At 46.1% G+C, this 17,470-nt stretch carries 15 protein-coding genes and 1 pseudogene; 11 read left to right on the plus strand and 5 right to left on the minus strand.

Features of this window, described 5'->3' with window-relative positions:
- The 3 genes and pseudogenes from ACTIE6_RS24465 to ACTIE6_RS24475 all read left to right on the plus strand — a co-directional run.
- Positions 1–431: pseudogene (locus ACTIE6_RS24465) on the plus strand (SusC/RagA family TonB-linked outer membrane protein); the annotation flags it as partial.
- Between the two features lie 26 nt (positions 432–457).
- Positions 458–1,963 (plus strand): RagB/SusD family nutrient uptake outer membrane protein, encoded by a 1,506-nt coding sequence (locus ACTIE6_RS24470; protein ID WP_439559119.1) that lies wholly within the window; start codon positions 458–460, stop codon positions 1,961–1,963.
- Between the two features lie 154 nt (positions 1,964–2,117).
- Positions 2,118–2,612, plus strand: a complete 495-nt coding sequence (locus ACTIE6_RS24475) for a hypothetical protein (protein WP_439559120.1) — start codon at positions 2,118–2,120, stop codon at positions 2,610–2,612.
- Between the two features lie 67 nt (positions 2,613–2,679).
- Here the strand turns inward: ACTIE6_RS24475 and xylA are convergent, their stop codons facing one another.
- The 3 genes from xylA to ACTIE6_RS24490 all read right to left on the minus strand — a co-directional run bounded on the left by xylA (position 2,680) and on the right by ACTIE6_RS24490 (position 6,745).
- Complete coding sequence (gene xylA, locus ACTIE6_RS24480) at positions 2,680–4,008, minus strand: xylose isomerase (protein WP_439559121.1); 1,329 nt, start codon at positions 4,006–4,008, stop codon at positions 2,680–2,682.
- A 133-nt stretch (positions 4,009–4,141) separates the two neighbouring features.
- On the minus strand, positions 4,142–6,259 hold the full coding sequence (locus tag ACTIE6_RS24485; protein ID WP_439559122.1) for a peptidylprolyl isomerase: 2,118 nt from the start codon (positions 6,257–6,259) through the stop codon (positions 4,142–4,144).
- Positions 6,260–6,376: 117 nt separating this feature from the next.
- On the minus strand, positions 6,377–6,745 hold the full coding sequence (locus ACTIE6_RS24490) for a hypothetical protein (RefSeq protein WP_439559123.1): 369 nt from the start codon (positions 6,743–6,745) through the stop codon (positions 6,377–6,379).
- Positions 6,746–7,011: 266 nt separating this feature from the next.
- On the opposite strand from ACTIE6_RS24490, the gene ACTIE6_RS24495 reads away from it, so the two are divergent.
- Both ACTIE6_RS24495 and ACTIE6_RS24500 read left to right on the plus strand, forming a co-directional pair.
- Positions 7,012–7,314, plus strand: coding sequence for an SCP2 sterol-binding domain-containing protein (locus tag ACTIE6_RS24495; RefSeq protein ID WP_439559124.1), 303 nt, complete (start codon positions 7,012–7,014; stop codon positions 7,312–7,314).
- A gap of 66 nt (positions 7,315–7,380) precedes the next feature.
- On the plus strand, positions 7,381–8,829 hold the full coding sequence (locus ACTIE6_RS24500) for a Gfo/Idh/MocA family protein (RefSeq protein ID WP_439559125.1): 1,449 nt from the start codon (positions 7,381–7,383) through the stop codon (positions 8,827–8,829).
- 157 nt (positions 8,830–8,986) lie between these two features.
- On the opposite strand, the gene ACTIE6_RS24505 is transcribed toward ACTIE6_RS24500, so the two are convergent.
- The gene (locus tag ACTIE6_RS24505) at positions 8,987–9,706 is read right to left on the minus strand and encodes a pyridoxine 5'-phosphate synthase (protein ID WP_439559126.1); all 720 of its coding nucleotides are present in this window, start codon (positions 9,704–9,706) and stop codon (positions 8,987–8,989) included.
- Positions 9,707–10,030: 324 nt separating this feature from the next.
- On the opposite strand from ACTIE6_RS24505, the gene ACTIE6_RS24510 reads away from it, so the two are divergent.
- The 6 genes from ACTIE6_RS24510 to nadB all read left to right on the plus strand — a co-directional run bounded on the left by ACTIE6_RS24510 (position 10,031) and on the right by nadB (position 16,379).
- Positions 10,031–10,480, plus strand: coding sequence for a GatB/YqeY domain-containing protein (locus ACTIE6_RS24510; RefSeq protein ID WP_439559127.1), 450 nt, complete (start codon positions 10,031–10,033; stop codon positions 10,478–10,480).
- Entirely contained in the window at positions 10,477–10,947 is a 471-nt protein-coding gene (locus ACTIE6_RS24515) for a CvpA family protein (protein WP_439559128.1), read from the plus strand. Before ACTIE6_RS24510 ends, ACTIE6_RS24515 begins: the two co-directional genes overlap by 4 nt.
- Before the next feature lie 102 nt (positions 10,948–11,049).
- Positions 11,050–12,102, plus strand: a complete 1,053-nt coding sequence (gene rlmN, locus ACTIE6_RS24520) for a 23S rRNA (adenine(2503)-C(2))-methyltransferase RlmN (RefSeq protein ID WP_439559129.1) — start codon at positions 11,050–11,052, stop codon at positions 12,100–12,102.
- An 86-nt stretch (positions 12,103–12,188) separates the two neighbouring features.
- On the plus strand, positions 12,189–13,610 hold the full coding sequence (locus ACTIE6_RS24525) for an inorganic phosphate transporter (protein ID WP_439559130.1): 1,422 nt from the start codon (positions 12,189–12,191) through the stop codon (positions 13,608–13,610).
- 154 nt (positions 13,611–13,764) lie between these two features.
- Entirely contained in the window at positions 13,765–14,760 is a 996-nt protein-coding gene (gene nadA, locus ACTIE6_RS24530) for a quinolinate synthase NadA (protein ID WP_439559131.1), read from the plus strand.
- Between the two features lie 29 nt (positions 14,761–14,789).
- Positions 14,790–16,379, plus strand: a complete 1,590-nt coding sequence (gene nadB, locus ACTIE6_RS24535; protein WP_439559132.1) for an L-aspartate oxidase — start codon at positions 14,790–14,792, stop codon at positions 16,377–16,379.
- Here the strand turns inward: nadB and ACTIE6_RS24540 are convergent.
- A partial coding sequence (locus ACTIE6_RS24540; RefSeq protein WP_439559133.1) for a vanadium-dependent haloperoxidase occupies positions 16,369–17,470 on the minus strand: 1,102 nt, incomplete at its 5' end. The genes nadB and ACTIE6_RS24540 overlap by 11 nt on opposite strands.

Genomic DNA, 17,470 nt, shown 5'->3' on the forward strand with positions numbered 1-17,470 from the left:
AATACATGTACGGAAACGATGTACTTGACAGAAGTATCCACTCGGCAGAGGACAGACAAGGTATTGCAAACAGCTACAAAACGGTTTTGAATGCCTGGACTGAGACAAACCAGAATACGCCTATCGCGCAGATCCGCCCGATCAATGCATATTATACAACCAATAACGACAGCCACAAGGTTACAGATGCATCCTTTATCAGGGGCCGGAACCTGCTGCTTGCTTATGCATTCCCGGCTGATGTAGTGTCAAAGTTGAAGCTGGACAGGCTGCGCGCTTATGCTTCAATTCAGAACTTCTTTGTAGTTACCAAATACAAAGGCTACGATCCCGAAGTTTCCAACTCAGGTTCTCCATTTGATCAGGGATTTGGTTTGTATGACTATCCAAAGCCAAGGGTATTTATGCTCGGTCTCAACATTGGTTTGTAACATCTTGACCTTCATTCTGAATTAATATGAATAGGATATCAAAAAAAATCGGATTGTTAACTGCGGCAATGAGCATGTTTTGTGCCGCAGGCTGCTCGGACTTCCTTGAAGAAACTGATCCAAGCAATTTTACCACTGACAGTTACTTTACTGAACCTGCACAAGCCCGAAGTGCGGTGAACTCGATCTACGCCAGCTTACGTGAGCCGCTTGGAAGCGGTTTTGGGGGAGGAGCCTGGATGATGACCGAGTTCGCGACTGGTCTGGCCAACACCGATCTGGGCCAGGCAGTAAACAGCTATTTTGTAAAAGACCTGCGAAATACCTCTGATAACGGTTACGGTCAGACTTACTGGGCAGCTTACTACCGGGGTATTGCCAATGCGAATTTATGTATTGAAAAAATTCCGGGCATCGCTACCCTGAATGCAGCGGAGGGACAAAAGCTGTTGGGAGAGGCACGCTTTCTACGCGCGTTTTACTATTTCAATCTGGTTCGGATGTTTGGTAAAATTCCGTTGGTTACTGAATCAGTGAACTTGCAATCCCCGCAGCTAAGACCTTCTCAGGCGACGGAAGAGGAAGTTTACAACTACATCGTGGAAGATCTGAAAGCGGCCGAAGCTTCGGGGTTGCCCTGGCTTGATACTTCCGGCAAGGTGAGTATGGGGGCTGTCAAGTCGCTATTGGCGCAGGTATACCTCACGATGGCCGGGTTTCCATTGCAAAAAGGAGCGACCCACTATGATCTTGCCGCAAAAAAAGCGGAAGAGGTAATCGATTCGAAACAGTTTAAATTATTTATTTCTTACAATGATCTGCACGATCCAAATAAGAAGAATGTCGAGGAGAACATTTTCATGATCCAGTTCAGAACGCAAATTCTGCCTTCCGGCTGGCAGGTTTCCATTATTCCTTACAACAAGAATATCTCTCAGTACTCGGATGAAACGGGCGGTATTTACGCCACTGCCGATTTTGTAAAATCCTACGATCCTGCTGATCTGCGCGCCAAAGAGAAGCAGTTTTTCTTTACCAAATTCACCAATGAGGCTGATCGTACGAAAGAGGTAGACCTGGGCGGCTACTTTATTTACAAACATTTTGACGTAGTCGCGCAAACCAGTACTGCCAACAGCGACCTGAACTGGCCTGTGATCAGGTATGCAGATGTTTTGCTCACATACGCGGAAGCGGCAAATGAGGTAAGTGGTCCTTCGGCGAAGATCTACGACGCGGTGAATGCAGTACGCAAAAGAGCGCAGCTGCCCGCACTTGCCGGCCTTTCGAAAGATGTACTCCGCGAATCGATCTGGAAAGAAAGATGGTATGAGCTGTGTTTTGAAAACATTACCTGGTTTGACATGGTCCGTTTGCGGAAAGCATTTAATGTCACTACCCAAAAGTTTGACAATTATGTAGGTCACAAATTCTCATACGGTCCCACAGTTACTGAACGCGAGCTGCTGTTCCCGATCCCGACTTCTGAAATGCGGAACAATACGAATTTGCGCCAGAACAATGGTTATTAAGCAGGAATTGTACTTAGGTTAATGATTAGGCTTGTAAAAGCAGATAGGTCCCTGATCTCATTTCGGGGACCTTATTTTTTTGTAAAACCACCGTGGCATTACTTTTTTGAACGCAAGTTTTCAAACGAACAAATTCATTGACAACTGAACAACTATGAAAAAGACAGTAAATGTTTGGGTGCTGAGCGCGATGGTAGTCATGGGTGCTTCACTCGCAAGCTGCAATTCGGCAGAAAAGGACCGGAAAGAATTAGCCAATGCAGAAGAAGATGCATTGAAAGCTGCTGAGGAAACTTCCGCAATGGGCGATACCAGCAAGGAAGAAATGGCAGACGCGAAAGAGGATCTGCTGGAAGCAAATGCAAAGTTGAACGAGAAGCAACAGGATTATCTGAATTCACTCAAAGAGCGGGAAGCCAAGATCCAGGAACGTATTACAAAGCTGGATGAAAAACTTAAATCAGCAGATGGTAATGCTAAACAGCGATTAACTGAAAGAAAGGATAAATTTACCAAAGAGCGCGACTTACTTCAGGCAAATATCCTCGAAATGCAAAAACCAATGGAGGATAAGCGACTTGAAACTGTGCAGAAAGAAGTGCAGCAGCGGGTTGTTGCTATTGACAAGGAGCTAAGTCAGCAGGACTAATTGGAAGATATGGAACAAAAAATGGCCGGTTTGTAGCCGGCCATTTTTGTTTGTAATCATTGCAACCCTAGATATGGCGGTTGATCAGATTTTCCAGGTATTCCTGTCTTCCTGATGTAATTGCAGGCTCGCCATTTGAAGCTGCCAGATCAAAAAGATCTTCCAGTTTCAATGCACCTTTTTCGAATTCTGCGCCTTTGCCGCCGTCGAAGCTGGCATATCTGTCTGTGCGGATCTTGTCGTACTCTCCATTCTGGATGATTTTGTCGGCAACAACCAATGCGCGCGCTACGGTATCCACACCACCAATGTGCGCGTGGAATACATCTTCCATATCCGTCGAGTTACGACGACGTTTTGCGTCAAAATTAATACCGCCGCCTTGCAGACCGCCTGCTTTGAGGATTACCAATAAAGCTTTTGTCCATTCTGCAAGATCGTTCGGGAACTGATCAGTATCCCATCCATTCTGGTAGTCTCCGCGGTTCGCATCGATTGATCCCAGGATACCTGCATCAGCTGCAACCTGCAATTCGTGTTCGAAAGTGTGTCCCGCAAGCGTAGCGTGGTTTACTTCCAGGTTCAATGCAAAGTCTCCGAGCAGATCGTGTTGGCGAAGGAAGCCGATTACAGTTTCTGCATCGTAGTCGTACTGGTGCTTTGTTGGCTCGCAAGGTTTAGGCTCAATAAAGAATTTACCTTTGAAACCATTGGCACGCGCATAAGCGACAGAGATTTTAAGCATTTGTGCAAAGTGCTCCTTCTCTCTTTTCATGTCGGTATTCAAAAGCGTCATGTAACCTTCACGGCCGCCCCAGAATACGTAGTTTTCTCCGCCTAATGCAATTGTCGCGTCCAATGCCATTTTAACCTGCGCACCTGCATGAGCTACTACGGCAAAGTCAGGATTGGTAGAAGCGCCGTTCATGTAACGGTGGTGGCCAAACAAATTGGCTGTTCCCCAAAGCAGTTTAACCCCCGATTCCTTCTGCTTCTGGCTCAGGTATTCAGTCAGGGTTTGCAGGCGTTTTTCGTTTGTTTTAACATCATCTGCATAGTCCACTACGTCCACGTCGTGGAAGCAATAGTAAGGCAGACCCAGTTTGGTGATCAGCTCAAATGCAGCGTCAGCTTTGTCTTTCGCCCGGTCTACTGCGTCTGATTTTTGGTCCCAGGGGTAGAATAGGGTAGGACCTCCGAATGGATCGAGGCCCGAGCCGCAGAATGTGTGCCAGTAAGCCACTGCAAACCGAAGATGCTCCTTCATGCTTTTCCCCGCAATTACACGGTTTTCGTCATACCACCGATATGCTAGTGGATTATCCGTTTCGGGACCTTCATAAGCGATTTTCCCGACTCCTTTAAAGTACTCCTGTTCTCCGAGTAAGATGCTCATTTTATTATAAGTGTAAAATTGACAATTGATAGTGCAATACTATTACTTTTTTCTGAATTTATTGTAAGTCTGAAATAAAAAGAGGAGCAGAAATGAATTCTGCTCCTCTCAACCTTAGATTTTTTATTTAATCTCAGAAAAACTTGGCTCTGTTATCTTCGATCTTGGCGTGCTCACGAATTGCTTCGTTTACGAGATATGACATTCTGCTTTCAAGCGATTGTGTCAGTTGTGTTTTATACTGCGTGAAATCTGCAATCTTCGGAGCTTCTGTTTTATTCAGAAGTTCAACAATGAATACTCCATTTTCACCTGTAAATACGTCTGATTTCTGACCTGCCTTCAAGCCAAAAGCTTTACCCAATGCGATCGGATCGAAACCTGCGCTGGTAAGGAAGCCAGTTGCAAGTGAAATATCATTTGCAGATTCAACCAATGCACCTGCGCCGTATTTTTTAGCAATTGCATCCAGGTCGCCGGTTGCACCTTTCAATTTGGCAGTAATCTGTTCAGCTTTAATCTGGTTTCTTACTTTGGTAGTAAGCTCGTCACGGAAATCGTCTACTTTCACTTCTTTCGCGTCAGACTTACCAGTTAACACTGCTACAACATATTGCTCCTCAGTTTCGAAAACAGGGGAAACATCATCTACATCCGAATCTTTCTTGAATGCCCATCTCACGATCTCACGTCCATTCTGAATCGCATTGATATTTGTTGCGGATTCAGGAACGCGGTTCGCTGTGGCAACTACCAGTGCTTTGTTCTTTTTAACAGCTTCCTGGAATTGTTGTCTTGTTTTGACAGAGTTAACAAACTCGTCAGCTCTTCTGTAAGCTTCGTCACGTGTTGCCTGGCTTGGAGCAATCGTTTTTCCAATCGCCGCAATGTGGTACAATGTGTTCGATTTTGGATCTGTTACCTTGATAATATGGAAACCAAACTGGCTTTCAACTAATCTAGGGATCAAGCCCGGTGCAGTTGCGGAGAAAACAGCATCTTCAAATGGTTTTACCATCGCGCCGTTGTTCTGGAAGTAATTCAGGTCACCGCCACGCTGTGCTGATCCCGGATCTGCGCTGGAAGTAGCTGCAAGTGCTTCAAAGTTCGCGCCCGCTTTGATCTGCGCCAGGATACTTTCTGCTCTTGTACGTGCTGCTGCCTTCGCTGAGTCAGACTGGTTTTCAGGACGGATCAGAATGTGGCTTGCTCTTGCAGAAGCTACTGTATCTTTTCTTGTACCGCCGTATTTGTAGATATAATAGGTATTTCCTTCGCGGTATGGTCCGTAAACGCCACCCGGAACAAATGTCTTAACAGCTTCTTTCAACTGGTCTGACATATTCGCCAGCGACATATTAATAGGAAGCGGAATGTCTGAATTCATGCTTGCGAATGCAGAATCGTTTGGAGCAGCCGCCAGACCTCTTGCGAGTTCTTTGATTTCGGAGTAAAGCGCCGCGCTATCATCTTTTGCCGGCTGAACAGGGAAGGTAACGTACTCGATTGAACGCGTATCAGTTCCTTTGTATTCTTTGCGATGTGCGCTCAGGTAATCCTGAAGCTGCGCGTCTGTTACTTTAATGGTAGTATCAACAACCGAGAAATAGGGTACATACAAATAGCGCAAATTGGCTTTGGTATTTTGTGCTACGTATTCTTTCTCTGCCTGTGCTTTCGGAGTGTAAGTAGAAAGTCTTAGCAGGTTTTCGTATTTGGTGCGGGTACGTTCTTCACGAAGGCTCTTCTCGAAGTTCTCCCATGATTTCTGTTGTTCAATCGGAAGTGTTTTCAGGTTTTTCAGATAGTTGATAACTGCATTTTTATCGAACTTTCCTGTGGTAGGATCTGAAAAAGCTTGCAGAATCGAGGGGCTGATGTGATTTCCTTGTACCATATCGTACAATTCTTCATCTGTCACAGCAAGACCGAGCTCATCAAATTGTTTCTTATATGCAATATCAACCACAAACTGGTTCCAGGCCTGGTCTCTCAGTGAAGCGAGCTCATTTTCGTTCAGGCTGCGGCCCGACTGCGCTTCATAGTTCTGACGAAAGCCGTCAACCCGACTTTGAAAGTCCTTGATATTGATTTCTTTGCCGGCGATCTCACCTACCACCTGGTTGTTGCTTCCGCCCAGCATTGAATTGGGACCTAAAAGATCGCCCCCAACCATAAAAAGAATTAAACTGATAGCGATTACCGTCACGGCAACCCCGGATTTCTCTCTGATCTTGTTAATTAAAGCCATTTTCTCGATTCAAAATTAGTGCGCAAAATAAAATCTTTTCTTCGTGGAAAGCAAGAGCTTACATTCCATTTTCAAGATAATGAATGCTGTGTGATTGAGGCGAATGCCGGGGGAAGTTCAGTACATATGTTTCAGATTGAAAGCATACAGGATTGCCACAAAAGTACTGATCAGAACTCCTGCCATTGCTGTGATGACGCCCAGCCAGCCGCCGATGAGGAAAAGTGGCGCGAGAAATGCAACTCCGATGCCCGCCAGGTAAAGGTAGTACCCCTTTTTTTGGAGGTTCCACATCAGGTATGCGGCGTAAAGGGAAAGTGATTCGAAGATCAGCATGATGATCGCACCCGTTTTGATAGACTCCGGTGTGGTTTGCTCGATTACTGCTTCGAACATCTTGTCCATTGTCTCGGTATCGGCAGTTGTGTTCTGCTTATCCACGCTCTCTCTGACAGTTTCAAAAGTTTCACGGGTTCTGTCTGCCATTACGCCTGGACTCCATAGTCTTTCTGATTGTGTCCAAAGTCCTGAAACAGAACTCATGAAGGTGAGAAAACACAAAATTGTAAGGAAAGTCGGACGTTTTACGGGATCACTCATTGAGTATGATAATCAGCAGATCAGTTTGTTCTGCTTTGTAAAATTTGCGGATTTCGCTGAAAAGACCAAAGCGATTTGAATATTCTTACGGTCAAATATACTTTTGTCCTTTCAGTTTTACTTAAATACATATCAACGAAAAACTACTTCTGATGAGCCTTCAAATTCTGACCGAACGAATTAAAAATATTCTTGGAACCGATAGCGGTCTTGGTGCAACTGCCAAGTTTGTGACCGATGAAGGCGTGGTGTACGTCGACGGGAAATCCATTCCGAATGCAGTTTCCAATGATGATACCGAAGCGGATGCAACCTTCGAAGTTTCTACAAAAAACGCATTGAAACTGATTGATGGCGATCTGAATGCAATGATGGCGTTGATGACGGGCAAGCTGAAAATCGACGGCGATATGGGCGTTGCGATGAAAATAGCTGAAACTTTCGGCGGCAGATAGTAGGGCTGGAAATCGGCAGGCTTTTTCGGGTAAGCGGGTTAGTTTAAAAAGCTCGCTTCCGGAACAATGGAAGATCAAAAGTCAAGCTCACAGGATCACAGCCGCAGGGCATTTGTAAAAGCGGGGGCAGTTGCGGCCTCGGCCTTCATAATTGTGCCCCGCCACGTTTTAGGGAAAGGATTTATCCCGCCAAGTGACAAGTTGAATATAGCTGCGGTAGGCTGCGGTGGAAAGGCGGATGTGAATATTCGCCAATCCTATAATAATGGAGCCGAAAACATCGTCGCACTTTGCGACGTAGATGACCGGCAATCCGAAAAGTACAGGAAGCAGTTTCCAAGTGCGCTTTATTATAAAGACTACCGGAAAATGTTGGAAAAGGAAGCAAAGAATATCGACGCTGTCCTGATTACAACACCGGATCACATGCATTTCCCGATCGCGAATTCGTGCATTGAACTGGGAAAGCACGTGTATGTGGAAAAACCGCTTACCAAAGACATTTGGGAAGCCAGAACATTAACCAAGGCAGCTGCCAAATACAAGGTGGTAACCCAAATGGGAAACCAGGGCAGCAGCAGCGACGGTACCAGGCAGACAGAAGCAATTGTGCAGTCAGGCGTGCTGGGTGATGTGTATAAGATTGAAGTATGGACCGACCGGCCCGTGTGGCCGCAAGGTGTGAAGTCGCCGAAAGACAAAGGAGAATCTCAGCCCGTGCCCAAGGAGGTCGATTGGGACCTTTGGCTTGGTACCGCACCAAAGCGGGATTACCATGAAGCCTATATGCCTTTCAGATGGCGTGGCTATTGGGATTTCGGTACGGGTGCATTGGGCGATATGGGCTGTCACTTTATTGATGTGCCTTTTCGCGCGATGAAGCTCGGGTATCCTACTTCGGTGGAATGCAGCGTTGGATCTGTATACGCGGATTTTTTTAGTCAGGCTTTCTTTGACGATGTATGTCCGCCTTCGACTTCCATTCACCTGAAATTTGCATCGAAAACCCCGGGAAAGGAAATTAGTTTCTCGTGGTACGACGGCGGTATCCGGCCACAACTTCCTGATGGTTGTGATTACAAAACCGTTTTCGGCAGTGTCGATGGCGGAATGCTATTTATCGGTACAAAGGGGATATTAAGTGCGGAGATGTTTGGTGAAAATCCGAGACTCTGGCCTGAGAAGAAGTTTGAAAATGTAAGGCTGAATGTGAAACCCAGGGCTTTGGTACCCGGAAACTGGCAAGGACACCAGCAGCAGTTTGTACAAGCTTGCAAAAAAGGTTACGGCGCATATACCAGCTCCTCTTTCGATCAGGCCGGCCCGCTTACTGAAATTGTTTTAATGGGAAATTTGGCGGTAAGATCTTACCTGTACCGAGAAGCCAAGGCGGATGGAAAAGGATTTACATTCCCCGGCAGGCAAAAGCTGATCTGGGACGGGGCTAATATGAAAATTACCAATTTTGATGTCGCTAACCAATTTGTAAAAAGGGAATATCGCCAAGGTTGGTAATAGGACCAAACCCCGGATTTATTGTTACATACCTACGGCATTCCCTTTTCACCTGTACGCGTATTTCTACCGATATTATGTCGCTACGCGACTTTACATCTAGCAGCTGGTGCCGCTAGGTACCTGATATTGGTGGCCAATTGCGATGATGACGGATTTACAATTGCAATTCCCGGAGGTACATTTGGATTGTGTTTTCCAGACCCAGGTACAATGCATCCGAAATCAGGGCATGGCCAATGGAAACTTCGTCCAGCCAGGGAATGCTTTGTTTTAGAAAACGCAGATTGTCGAGGCTGAGGTCGTGGCCGGCGTTCAGACCCAAGCCAACTTCTCTGGCAGTTTCAGCTGCGGCTACGAAGGGTAACACTGCTTTTTGTCTGTTTTCAAAATAGCCTGCTGCGTAAGGTTCGGTATATAATTCCACGCGGTCTGCGCCACATACTTTCGCGCCTTCCACCATTTTCTCATCAGGATCTACAAATACAGAAACACGGATTCCTGCTGATTTGAAAATGTTAATCAAATCCGTAAGCTCACTTCTGTTTGCGACTGTATCCCAACCCGCATTGGAAGTAATCGCGTGCAAAGTGTCAGGAACCAGTGTTACCTGATCAGGTTTATTGGCCAGAACAAGCTCTACAAACTTCTTTTCAGACGGGTTTCCTTCAATGTTAAACTCAGTAGTTACTACCTCTTTCAAGTCGTACACATCCTGGTATCTGATATGTCGCTCATCGGGTCTGGGGTGAACTGTGATTCCCTCCGCACCAAACCGCTCACAATCCAGCGCGACTTTTAATACATTGGGATTATCACCGCCGCGTGAGTTACGAAGGGTGGCAATTTTGTTGATATTAACACTTAGGCGAGTCATGGGGCAATTAGTGAATGAGTGAATAAGTGAATGTGTGAATTTTGAATGACCGAATGACTGAATATGTGAGTTTGAATTATCCGGTGGTGCTAAATTAGGGTTAATTGGGAGGATTATTTTAGTTTTGTTGCCGGCAAATCTCACTAGAAGCTAGTCAAAAATACCCCACAAACACAACCAACCCATCCTCAACCCAAATACCAAACACATATAAAGATCAAAAAACCAATCTATTCACTAACTCACTAATTCAAAAAACATTCACTCATTTAGTCATTGACTCATTCAGTCATTCAAAATTGAATCATTCAACATTAAAAAGTCATGTCTCTAAAAACACAAGTCGAATCGGGAATAAAAGATGCAATGCGGGCCAAGGACCAGGATAAGCTTCGGGCGCTGCGTGCGATCAAGTCACTTATCTTATTGGAAGAAACAAAAGGCGGTGCAAGCGGGGAGCTTTCTGCTGATGACGAACTCAAATTGCTGACCAAAGCTGCCAAACAGCGTCGTGAATCTGCGGATATTTACAAAACCCAGAATCGTGCCGACTTGCTGGAAAAGGAAGAAGCGGAACTGGCAGTAATTGAGCAGTTTTTGCCCAAGCAACTTTCCGAAGATGAAGTGAAAGCGAAATTGCAGGAGATTATAGCCAGGGTAGGCGCGTCAGGGCCTTCTGATATGGGCAAGGTAATGGGCGTAGCTACCAAAGAGCTTGCCGGACAGGCAGAGGGTAAAGTGGTTTCAGCATTGGTGAAGGGATTGCTCGCATGAAGTTACTGGATGTAATCATCCTCATTCCGCTCCTTTGGGGAGCTTTACATGGTTATCGCAAAGGTTTGCTGATCGAGATCATCGGGATAGCCGGATTTGCGGTGGCTATGGTACTTGGATTTAAGTTCTTGGGCTTGGGAATGGAAGTGCTGACGCCTTATTTCAGCGATAATATGGCTAAGAAAATCTTGCCATATATCGGATTTTCCGCGATTTTCTTTCCTACCATATTTTTGTTAAATCAGTTTGGCTATATGATCCGGCGCTCACTCAGGTATTCTATCCTGGGTACCTTCGATCGTTTTGCAGGCGGAATGGTCGGGATATTTACCTGGGTTTTCGGAATAAGCGTATTTTTCTGGCTGGTAGTGCCCATTGCCCCTAATCTGATTACCAAAGCGCTGGCGCTCATGCCCGACGGTACCGCGCTGATCAGTGAATGGAAGCGCGAATATCTGGACGATTGAACTTTCAGAATCTGCCCAGGGTTAAGCTTTCGATATTGATTTTCAATAACTTTGCAGTTAAAACAGGTTGAATGCACGCCGCATTTGACCAAATAATATAAGATGACCGGATTAGAGGAAAAGCAGGATATTCGCAAAATGAGCGTTGATCAGCTGAAACAATGGATGGCTGAGCATGGTGAAAAAGCTTTCAGGGCGAAACAGATTTATGAATGGATCTGGAAAAAATCTTCACATTCATTTGCTGAAATGACCAACCTTTCGCTTGGTACGCGCCAGCTGATGGACGAGCATTTCGTGATCCGGAATATGGAAGTTGCCAAGCAGCAGCAAAGCAACGATGGTACAATCAAATCTGCATTCCGCCTTTTTGATGGCAATCTGGTAGAGGGTGTACTGATACCCGCGGCGGACAGAATGACTGCCTGTGTAAGCAGCCAGGTAGGATGTTCGCTTACCTGTAAATTTTGCGCTACCGGTTATATGGAACGCAAACGCAACCTGGAAGCTGGGGAGATCTATGATCAGGTAGTCGCCATTGCCAGGCAGGCAGAAGGCAGCTTCAATGCGCCTCTGACCAATATTGTTTACATGGGAATGGGTGAGCCACTTTTGAACTATACCAATGTTTTAAAATCGATCGAGCACATTACCTCTCCCGAGGGCTTGAATATGTCGCCGAAGCGGATTACGGTTTCTACTGCCGGCATCGCCAAAATGATCAAGAAGCTGGGTGATGATGAGGTGCGTTTTCGCCTTGCATTGTCGCTGCACGCAGCCAACGATGTGAAGAGAAACCAGATTATGCCGATTAATGAATCCAATTCGCTCGAAAATCTGGCAGAGGCGCTGAATTACTTTTACAAAAAGACGGGTAACCGCATCACCTTCGAATACATTGTTTTCAACAATTTCAATGATACTTTGCAGGATGCGAAAGAGCTCTGGGAGTTCACAAAGAAGGTGCCTGCAAGAGTGAATATCATCGAGTACAATCCAATCGCAGAAGCTGATTTCAGGAACACAGAAGACGATAAGCTTGATAAGTTTGCAGGCTTTCTGGAAGACCGGGGCGTATCAGTCCACGTTAGAAGAAGTCGCGGAAAAGATATCGATGCAGCTTGTGGTCAGCTCGCTAATAAGGAAACAGCGTAGGAGTTTGGCTTAACAATTTGTTAATATTGCATCGCCTAAGAATAAGTAGCTTTGTGCTGTTATAGATAAACTTATATACTTCTTCTATGTTTGGTCTTGAAACCGACATTTTTATTCTCCTCGCTTTTAGCATTTTAGCAGCCTGCGCATTCGAATTTGTTAATGGTTTTCACGATACTGCCAATGCGGTGGCAACTGTGATTTATACAAATTCACTAAAACCCAATGTAGCTGTTATCTGGTCGGGTTTTATGAATTTCTGCGGTGTTTTCTTTGGAGGGATTGCAGTTGCAATGGGAATTGTTAACCTGCTTCCTGTCGAACTGCTGATCGATCAGAACGTGTACCACAGCGCCGCCATGGTCTTTGCATTGCTTTTCAGTGCAATTATCTGGAACCTGGGGACCTGGTATTTCGGATTACCAAGTTCGAGCTCACACACATTGATCGGCTCGATTCTGGGTGTGGGACTTGCTTTTACATTCATGCCCGAAAATTCAAATGCTGCCGGTGTCAACTGGTCCAAAGCAAAAGAACTTTTCATGTCGCTGCTCACTTCGCCGATCTTCGGTTTTGCACTGGCGATCATTATCATGTTCATTCTGCGCCGCTCGCTTTCCAAGCCACTGCGTGAGATCGTTTTCAGCGAACCCAAAAAGAACCAGGCGCCTCCGATCTGGATACGTGTGATTTTAATTACTACCTGTACGCTTGTAAGCTTTTTTCACGGTTCCAATGACGGGCAAAAGGGAGTTGGATTGGTAATGCTGATCCTGATCGGAATTGTCCCTGCTCATTTCGCATTGGACAACAGCCTCGACCCGAGCAAAATGAAGTCAGACCTGATCGGGATAGAGCAGGCAGTGAGCAGGATTGATTCGTCAAGATTGTCGGTTACAGACCGCCTGCATTTAGCTACAATCAAACAGGAAGTTGCAAATCTGACAGTGCAGATCAACGACTCGCTCCCGGAGCATAAGTTGCCGATGGAAAAAAGAATGGACGCCCGTCGCTCATTGCTTTTGATCAGCCGCAATACAAAGACAATTCTGGACAATGGTCACGCAAACCTTAATTCGGCTGATGTTGCGTATTTGAAAATGCAGTCAGGCAGTGAGACCGGGATCAGGCGCTATACCGATTATGCCCCTGACTGGGTTATTCTGATGATTTCCCTTTCACTTGGTTTGGGAACAATGGTCGGCTGGAAGCGGATCGTTGTAACAATCGGTGAAAAGATCGGAAAGCAGCATTTGACCTATGCCCAAGGCGCATCTGCGGAGCTGGTTGCGGCGAGCACGATCGGTGTTTCATCTTATATGGGGCTTCCGGTGAGTACCACGCACGTACTTTCTTCGGGTATTGCAGGATCGATGGTGGCGAGTAAAGGTGTGAAAAACCTGCAAGGTGGCACAATCAGAAATATCGTGATTGCCTGGATATTGACATTGCCGGTTACCATGCTTTTGTCTGGTACACTCTATGCATTTTTCCGCTGGATTTTATAGAAAATAGAAATTGATAGTAAATGAAAAGCCGCAGGGATCGCCTCTGCGGCTTTTCATTTATCCCGGTACCGCACTTTCTTTGCCCTGGATTGGTTTTAATGTTGTAATTTCGAAATAGTGTTTTAAGATCCATTAAAGCCAATTATTCACCAGAATGACTACTATTGAAGAGCAGGTAAACCGTTACGGCTACGTTACGGAGGCAGTTGCGGAAGATATTGATTTGATTGCCGAAATCAGGAGATTAAAGGAAGAAAAGAATGCGGTGATCCTCGCACATTATTATGTAGATGCTGAAATACAGGATCTGGCTGACTACATTGGTGACAGTCTGGGCCTTTCGCAGCAGGCAGCAGCTACCGAGGCAGATATGATCGTGTTTTGCGGAGTGCATTTCATGGGTGAAACTGCCAAGATCCTGAGCCCGAATAAAAAGGTCGTCATTCCTGATCTGAATGCAGGCTGCTCGCTCGCCGACTCTGCGCCTGCTGACAAATTCGCTGCCTTCAAAGCTCAGTACCCGGATCATATTGTAATCAGCTATATCAACTGCTCGGCGGAAATCAAAGCGCTGACAGATATTGTTTGTACTTCTTCCAATGCATTGCAGATTGTGGAAAGTCTGCCAAAAGATCAAAAGATCATTTTCGCACCTGACGCAAACCTTGGCCGGTACGTGGCTCACAAAACAGGCCGCGACATGGTTTTGTGGGATGGAGCCTGCATTGTACATATTGATATTTCGCGTGAAAAGTTAAAGCAACTTCAGGACGAAAATCCTGATGCATTGCTGATCGCACATCCTGAATGCAAGGAAGATATCCTGAAACAAGCTGACTTTGTAAGTTCAACCACAGGACTGTTAAAGTTTGTAAAGGAATCGCCGCATAACAAGTTTATCGTGGCAACCGAAGCCGGTATTTTGCACAAAATGAAACAGTCGGTACCGGACAAAAAGCTGATTCCTGCGCCCGGCTCTGATAATAATACTTGCGCCTGCTCGGAATGTCCCTACATGAAGATGAACACATTAGAAAAGGTGTATAATGCTCTTTGTTATGAGCAGCCGGAGATTTTTGTGCCGGAGGATGTCAGGTTAAAAGCCTATGAATCAGTGGCCCGAATGCTTGAACTAAGCAAAGGTATCTGATCAAACATTATGTAATTTTATTCTGATTTATGCCCCAGTTTGATTTTCTGATCATCGGTTCGGGAATTGCCGGACTTAGTTATGCAGCCAAGCTCGCCCGACATTTCGATTCGCTGAATCAGGAAAAGTCTATCGCGGTTATTACCAAAGTTCAAGCCGATGAAACTAATACCAAGTATGCACAAGGTGGCATTGCGGTAGTCTGGGCCGAATCGGATTCATTTGAAAAACATATCCAGGACACAATGGACGCGGGTGACGAGGTCAACAAGCGGAACATTGTGGAAATTGTGGTGAGGGAAGCGCCTAAAAGAATCCAGGAGCTCATTGACTATGGTACCCGCTTTGATAAAGAGAGTGGGGGAGAATATGATCTGGCCAAAGAAGGCGGGCATTCTGACCATCGGATTCTGCATTTCAAAGACATTACCGGTGCCGAAATAGAGCGCGCATTGCTGGAAGAAGTCAATCGGCACAAAAGCATTCAGATTTTCACGCATTACTATGCTGTCGAGCTGATCACCCAGCACCATCTGGGCGAAACGGTTTACCGATATCAGGAAGATATCAAGTGTTTTGGTGCGTATGTGCTAAACAGGCAGACGGGAAAAGTCGAGAAATTCGTCGCCAAAACGACTATGCTCGCTACCGGTGGTATAGGTAATATTTACCAGAGTACAACCAACCCTACTATCGCAACCGGCGACGGCATTGCAATGGCCTATCGTGCAAAAGGCATTTGCGACAACATGGAATTCATCCAATTCCATCCTACCAGCTTTTATAAGCCAGGTCAAAAGCCCTCGTTCCTTATTTCGGAAGCGGTTCGCGGTTTTGGGGGAATTTTAAAAAGGGGCGACGGCAGTACTTTCATGGAAAACTACGATCCGCGACTTTCCCTCGCTCCCAGGGACATTGTTGCGCGCGCGATAGATTCAGAAATGAAAAAGAATGGGGTAGACCATGTTTATCTCGACGTGCGGCACTGTGACTACGAGAAGTTTGTCGAACATTTCCCGAACATCACAGAATACTGTCTGAACGAAGGAATTGACGTAAGGAAAGATATGATCCCGGTTGTTCCGGCGCAGCACTATATGTGTGGCGGGATCAGGGTAAATGAGTGGGGGAAAACCAACATTGACTTTTTATATGCGGTAGGTGAATGTTCGTGTACCGGTTTGCACGGTTCCAACCGCCTTGCTTCCAACTCACTGCTGGAAGCAGTCGTATTCGGTCATCGGGCTTATGAAGATACACTGGCCAGTTTCGAAAGCGCAGAAACGCCAGGTAACATACCGGAATGGGACGATTCGGGAACCACGCACCCGGAAGAGCAGGTGCTGGTAACAGAAATGACACGGGAACTGAACAGCATCATGTCCAACTATGTAGGTATTGTCCGCACCGATCGCAGGATGAAACGTGCCTACGACCGGCTTGAACTATTACATGAGGAGCATGAGCAGCTTTACCGTGAGTCAAAGGTATCTGTGGCCATTTGCGAGCTCAGAAACATGATTTCCGTTTCTTATCTGATCATTAAAATGGCAATGGCGCGGCGCGAGAACATCGGTTTACATTATAATTCCGACCACGTTCATCAGCCTATTGCTTAGCCAGGGTTTCCCGGTTTTTCCTGGTAATAACGCGTCTTAATACGTTTTGTCCGATCTTCTCTCCGAGGTGTGTTCCTTCTTCAACTCCGTCGCGATAGTGGATACCGCCATAAACGCGGCTAATGGAAGCATCCCAGTAAGCCTCTTCAAATGACTTGAAGGATTTTACGCCGTGTCCGTATTTTTTTTCAGTAGTGTCTGTAAAAGCTACATTGTCCCCGATCAGGTGCGTCAATACCGTTCCGCAGGCTGCGGAAATGGAACTATGGCCGCTTACATATTCCGGGAATGCGGGCGTTTCCAGAAATGGTCGCCACTCGGGTGCCCAGTTGTTGTTTATCACCGTTTCGGGCCTGATCCGCACAGTTCTGTACTTTTCATCCCAGCAAGCTACGAAAGCATCGAATATGGATAGCGCACCAAGCGTATAGGCTTCGGTTGCCTGCATCAGATCCAGCTTCTTGTCGGTTGTCACTGTACGTATGATCGCGAGCCAGTGACCGGCTGGTGTCATTTTTTTATTGGCGAACATGGCGTGCCCTACAACATTGGTCACAAATGCATTATCATCCCAGAAGTAGGCAGTTGCTTTCTGATCGTCTGAGAGGTTATTACCTGTATCATACACTTCCATTGCCAGCTTCATGAACTTGCTGTTTTTGTCAAGATCATACTTGGCTGGGGGAGGGCAGCGAAATTGTGTGACTGAATCGAGTGTGAATGTCCGGACTGTGTTCCACATAGGCTCGCATGCATCTGCATAAGCGGGCGGGGTTGGTACCCAGGTACCTGGTGCATTGGTAACTGTGTACCGGTAGCCGCGGATTTCCTTGTAATGATCTTTTGAAGAGTAACGGATCACGTGTTTGGCAACAGAATCTCCGTACGCAAGTGACCGCGTATATACATCTTCGGGAATGCCCATTTGTGCATATTTCTCGAACAAATCCTTTTCATATTTATCCCACATATCTCCCGAGAATGTCAGCGTGCGGCCTACTGAGGTGAATGCCTTGATACTGGCCAGCGGGTAGCAATATGCCAGTGAAGAATCGGGCTTCGGCGGGGCCTCAAATTTAACAAGCTGACCT

Origin of the sequence: Dyadobacter sp., from assembly GCF_051859145.1 — a bacterium.
In the GTDB taxonomy this organism is placed as follows: Bacteria; Bacteroidota; Bacteroidia; order Cytophagales; family Spirosomataceae; genus Dyadobacter.

Bases quoted from the DNA above. Each gene is read 5' to 3' on its own strand.
- ACTIE6_RS24470 (WP_439559119.1), top strand. From the start codon at position 458: ATGAATAGGATATCAAAAAAAATCGGATTGTTAACTGCGGCAATGAGC.
- ACTIE6_RS24475 (WP_439559120.1), top strand. From the start codon at position 2,118: ATGAAAAAGACAGTAAATGTTTGGGTGCTGAGCGCGATGGTAGTCATG.
- xylA (WP_439559121.1), bottom strand. From the start codon at position 4,008: ATGAGCATCTTACTCGGAGAACAGGAGTACTTTAAAGGAGTCGGGAAA.
- ACTIE6_RS24485 (WP_439559122.1), bottom strand. From the start codon at position 6,259: ATGGCTTTAATTAACAAGATCAGAGAGAAATCCGGGGTTGCCGTGACG.
- ACTIE6_RS24490 (WP_439559123.1), bottom strand. From the start codon at position 6,745: ATGGCAGACAGAACCCGTGAAACTTTTGAAACTGTCAGAGAGAGCGTG.
- ACTIE6_RS24495 (WP_439559124.1), top strand. From the start codon at position 7,012: ATGAGCCTTCAAATTCTGACCGAACGAATTAAAAATATTCTTGGAACC.
- ACTIE6_RS24500 (WP_439559125.1), top strand. From the start codon at position 7,381: ATGGAAGATCAAAAGTCAAGCTCACAGGATCACAGCCGCAGGGCATTT.
- ACTIE6_RS24505 (WP_439559126.1), bottom strand. From the start codon at position 9,706: ATGACTCGCCTAAGTGTTAATATCAACAAAATTGCCACCCTTCGTAAC.
- ACTIE6_RS24510 (WP_439559127.1), top strand. From the start codon at position 10,031: ATGTCTCTAAAAACACAAGTCGAATCGGGAATAAAAGATGCAATGCGG.
- ACTIE6_RS24515 (WP_439559128.1), top strand. From the start codon at position 10,477: ATGAAGTTACTGGATGTAATCATCCTCATTCCGCTCCTTTGGGGAGCT.
- rlmN (WP_439559129.1), top strand. From the start codon at position 11,050: ATGACCGGATTAGAGGAAAAGCAGGATATTCGCAAAATGAGCGTTGAT.
- ACTIE6_RS24525 (WP_439559130.1), top strand. From the start codon at position 12,189: ATGTTTGGTCTTGAAACCGACATTTTTATTCTCCTCGCTTTTAGCATT.
- nadA (WP_439559131.1), top strand. From the start codon at position 13,765: ATGACTACTATTGAAGAGCAGGTAAACCGTTACGGCTACGTTACGGAG.
- nadB (WP_439559132.1), top strand. From the start codon at position 14,790: ATGCCCCAGTTTGATTTTCTGATCATCGGTTCGGGAATTGCCGGACTT.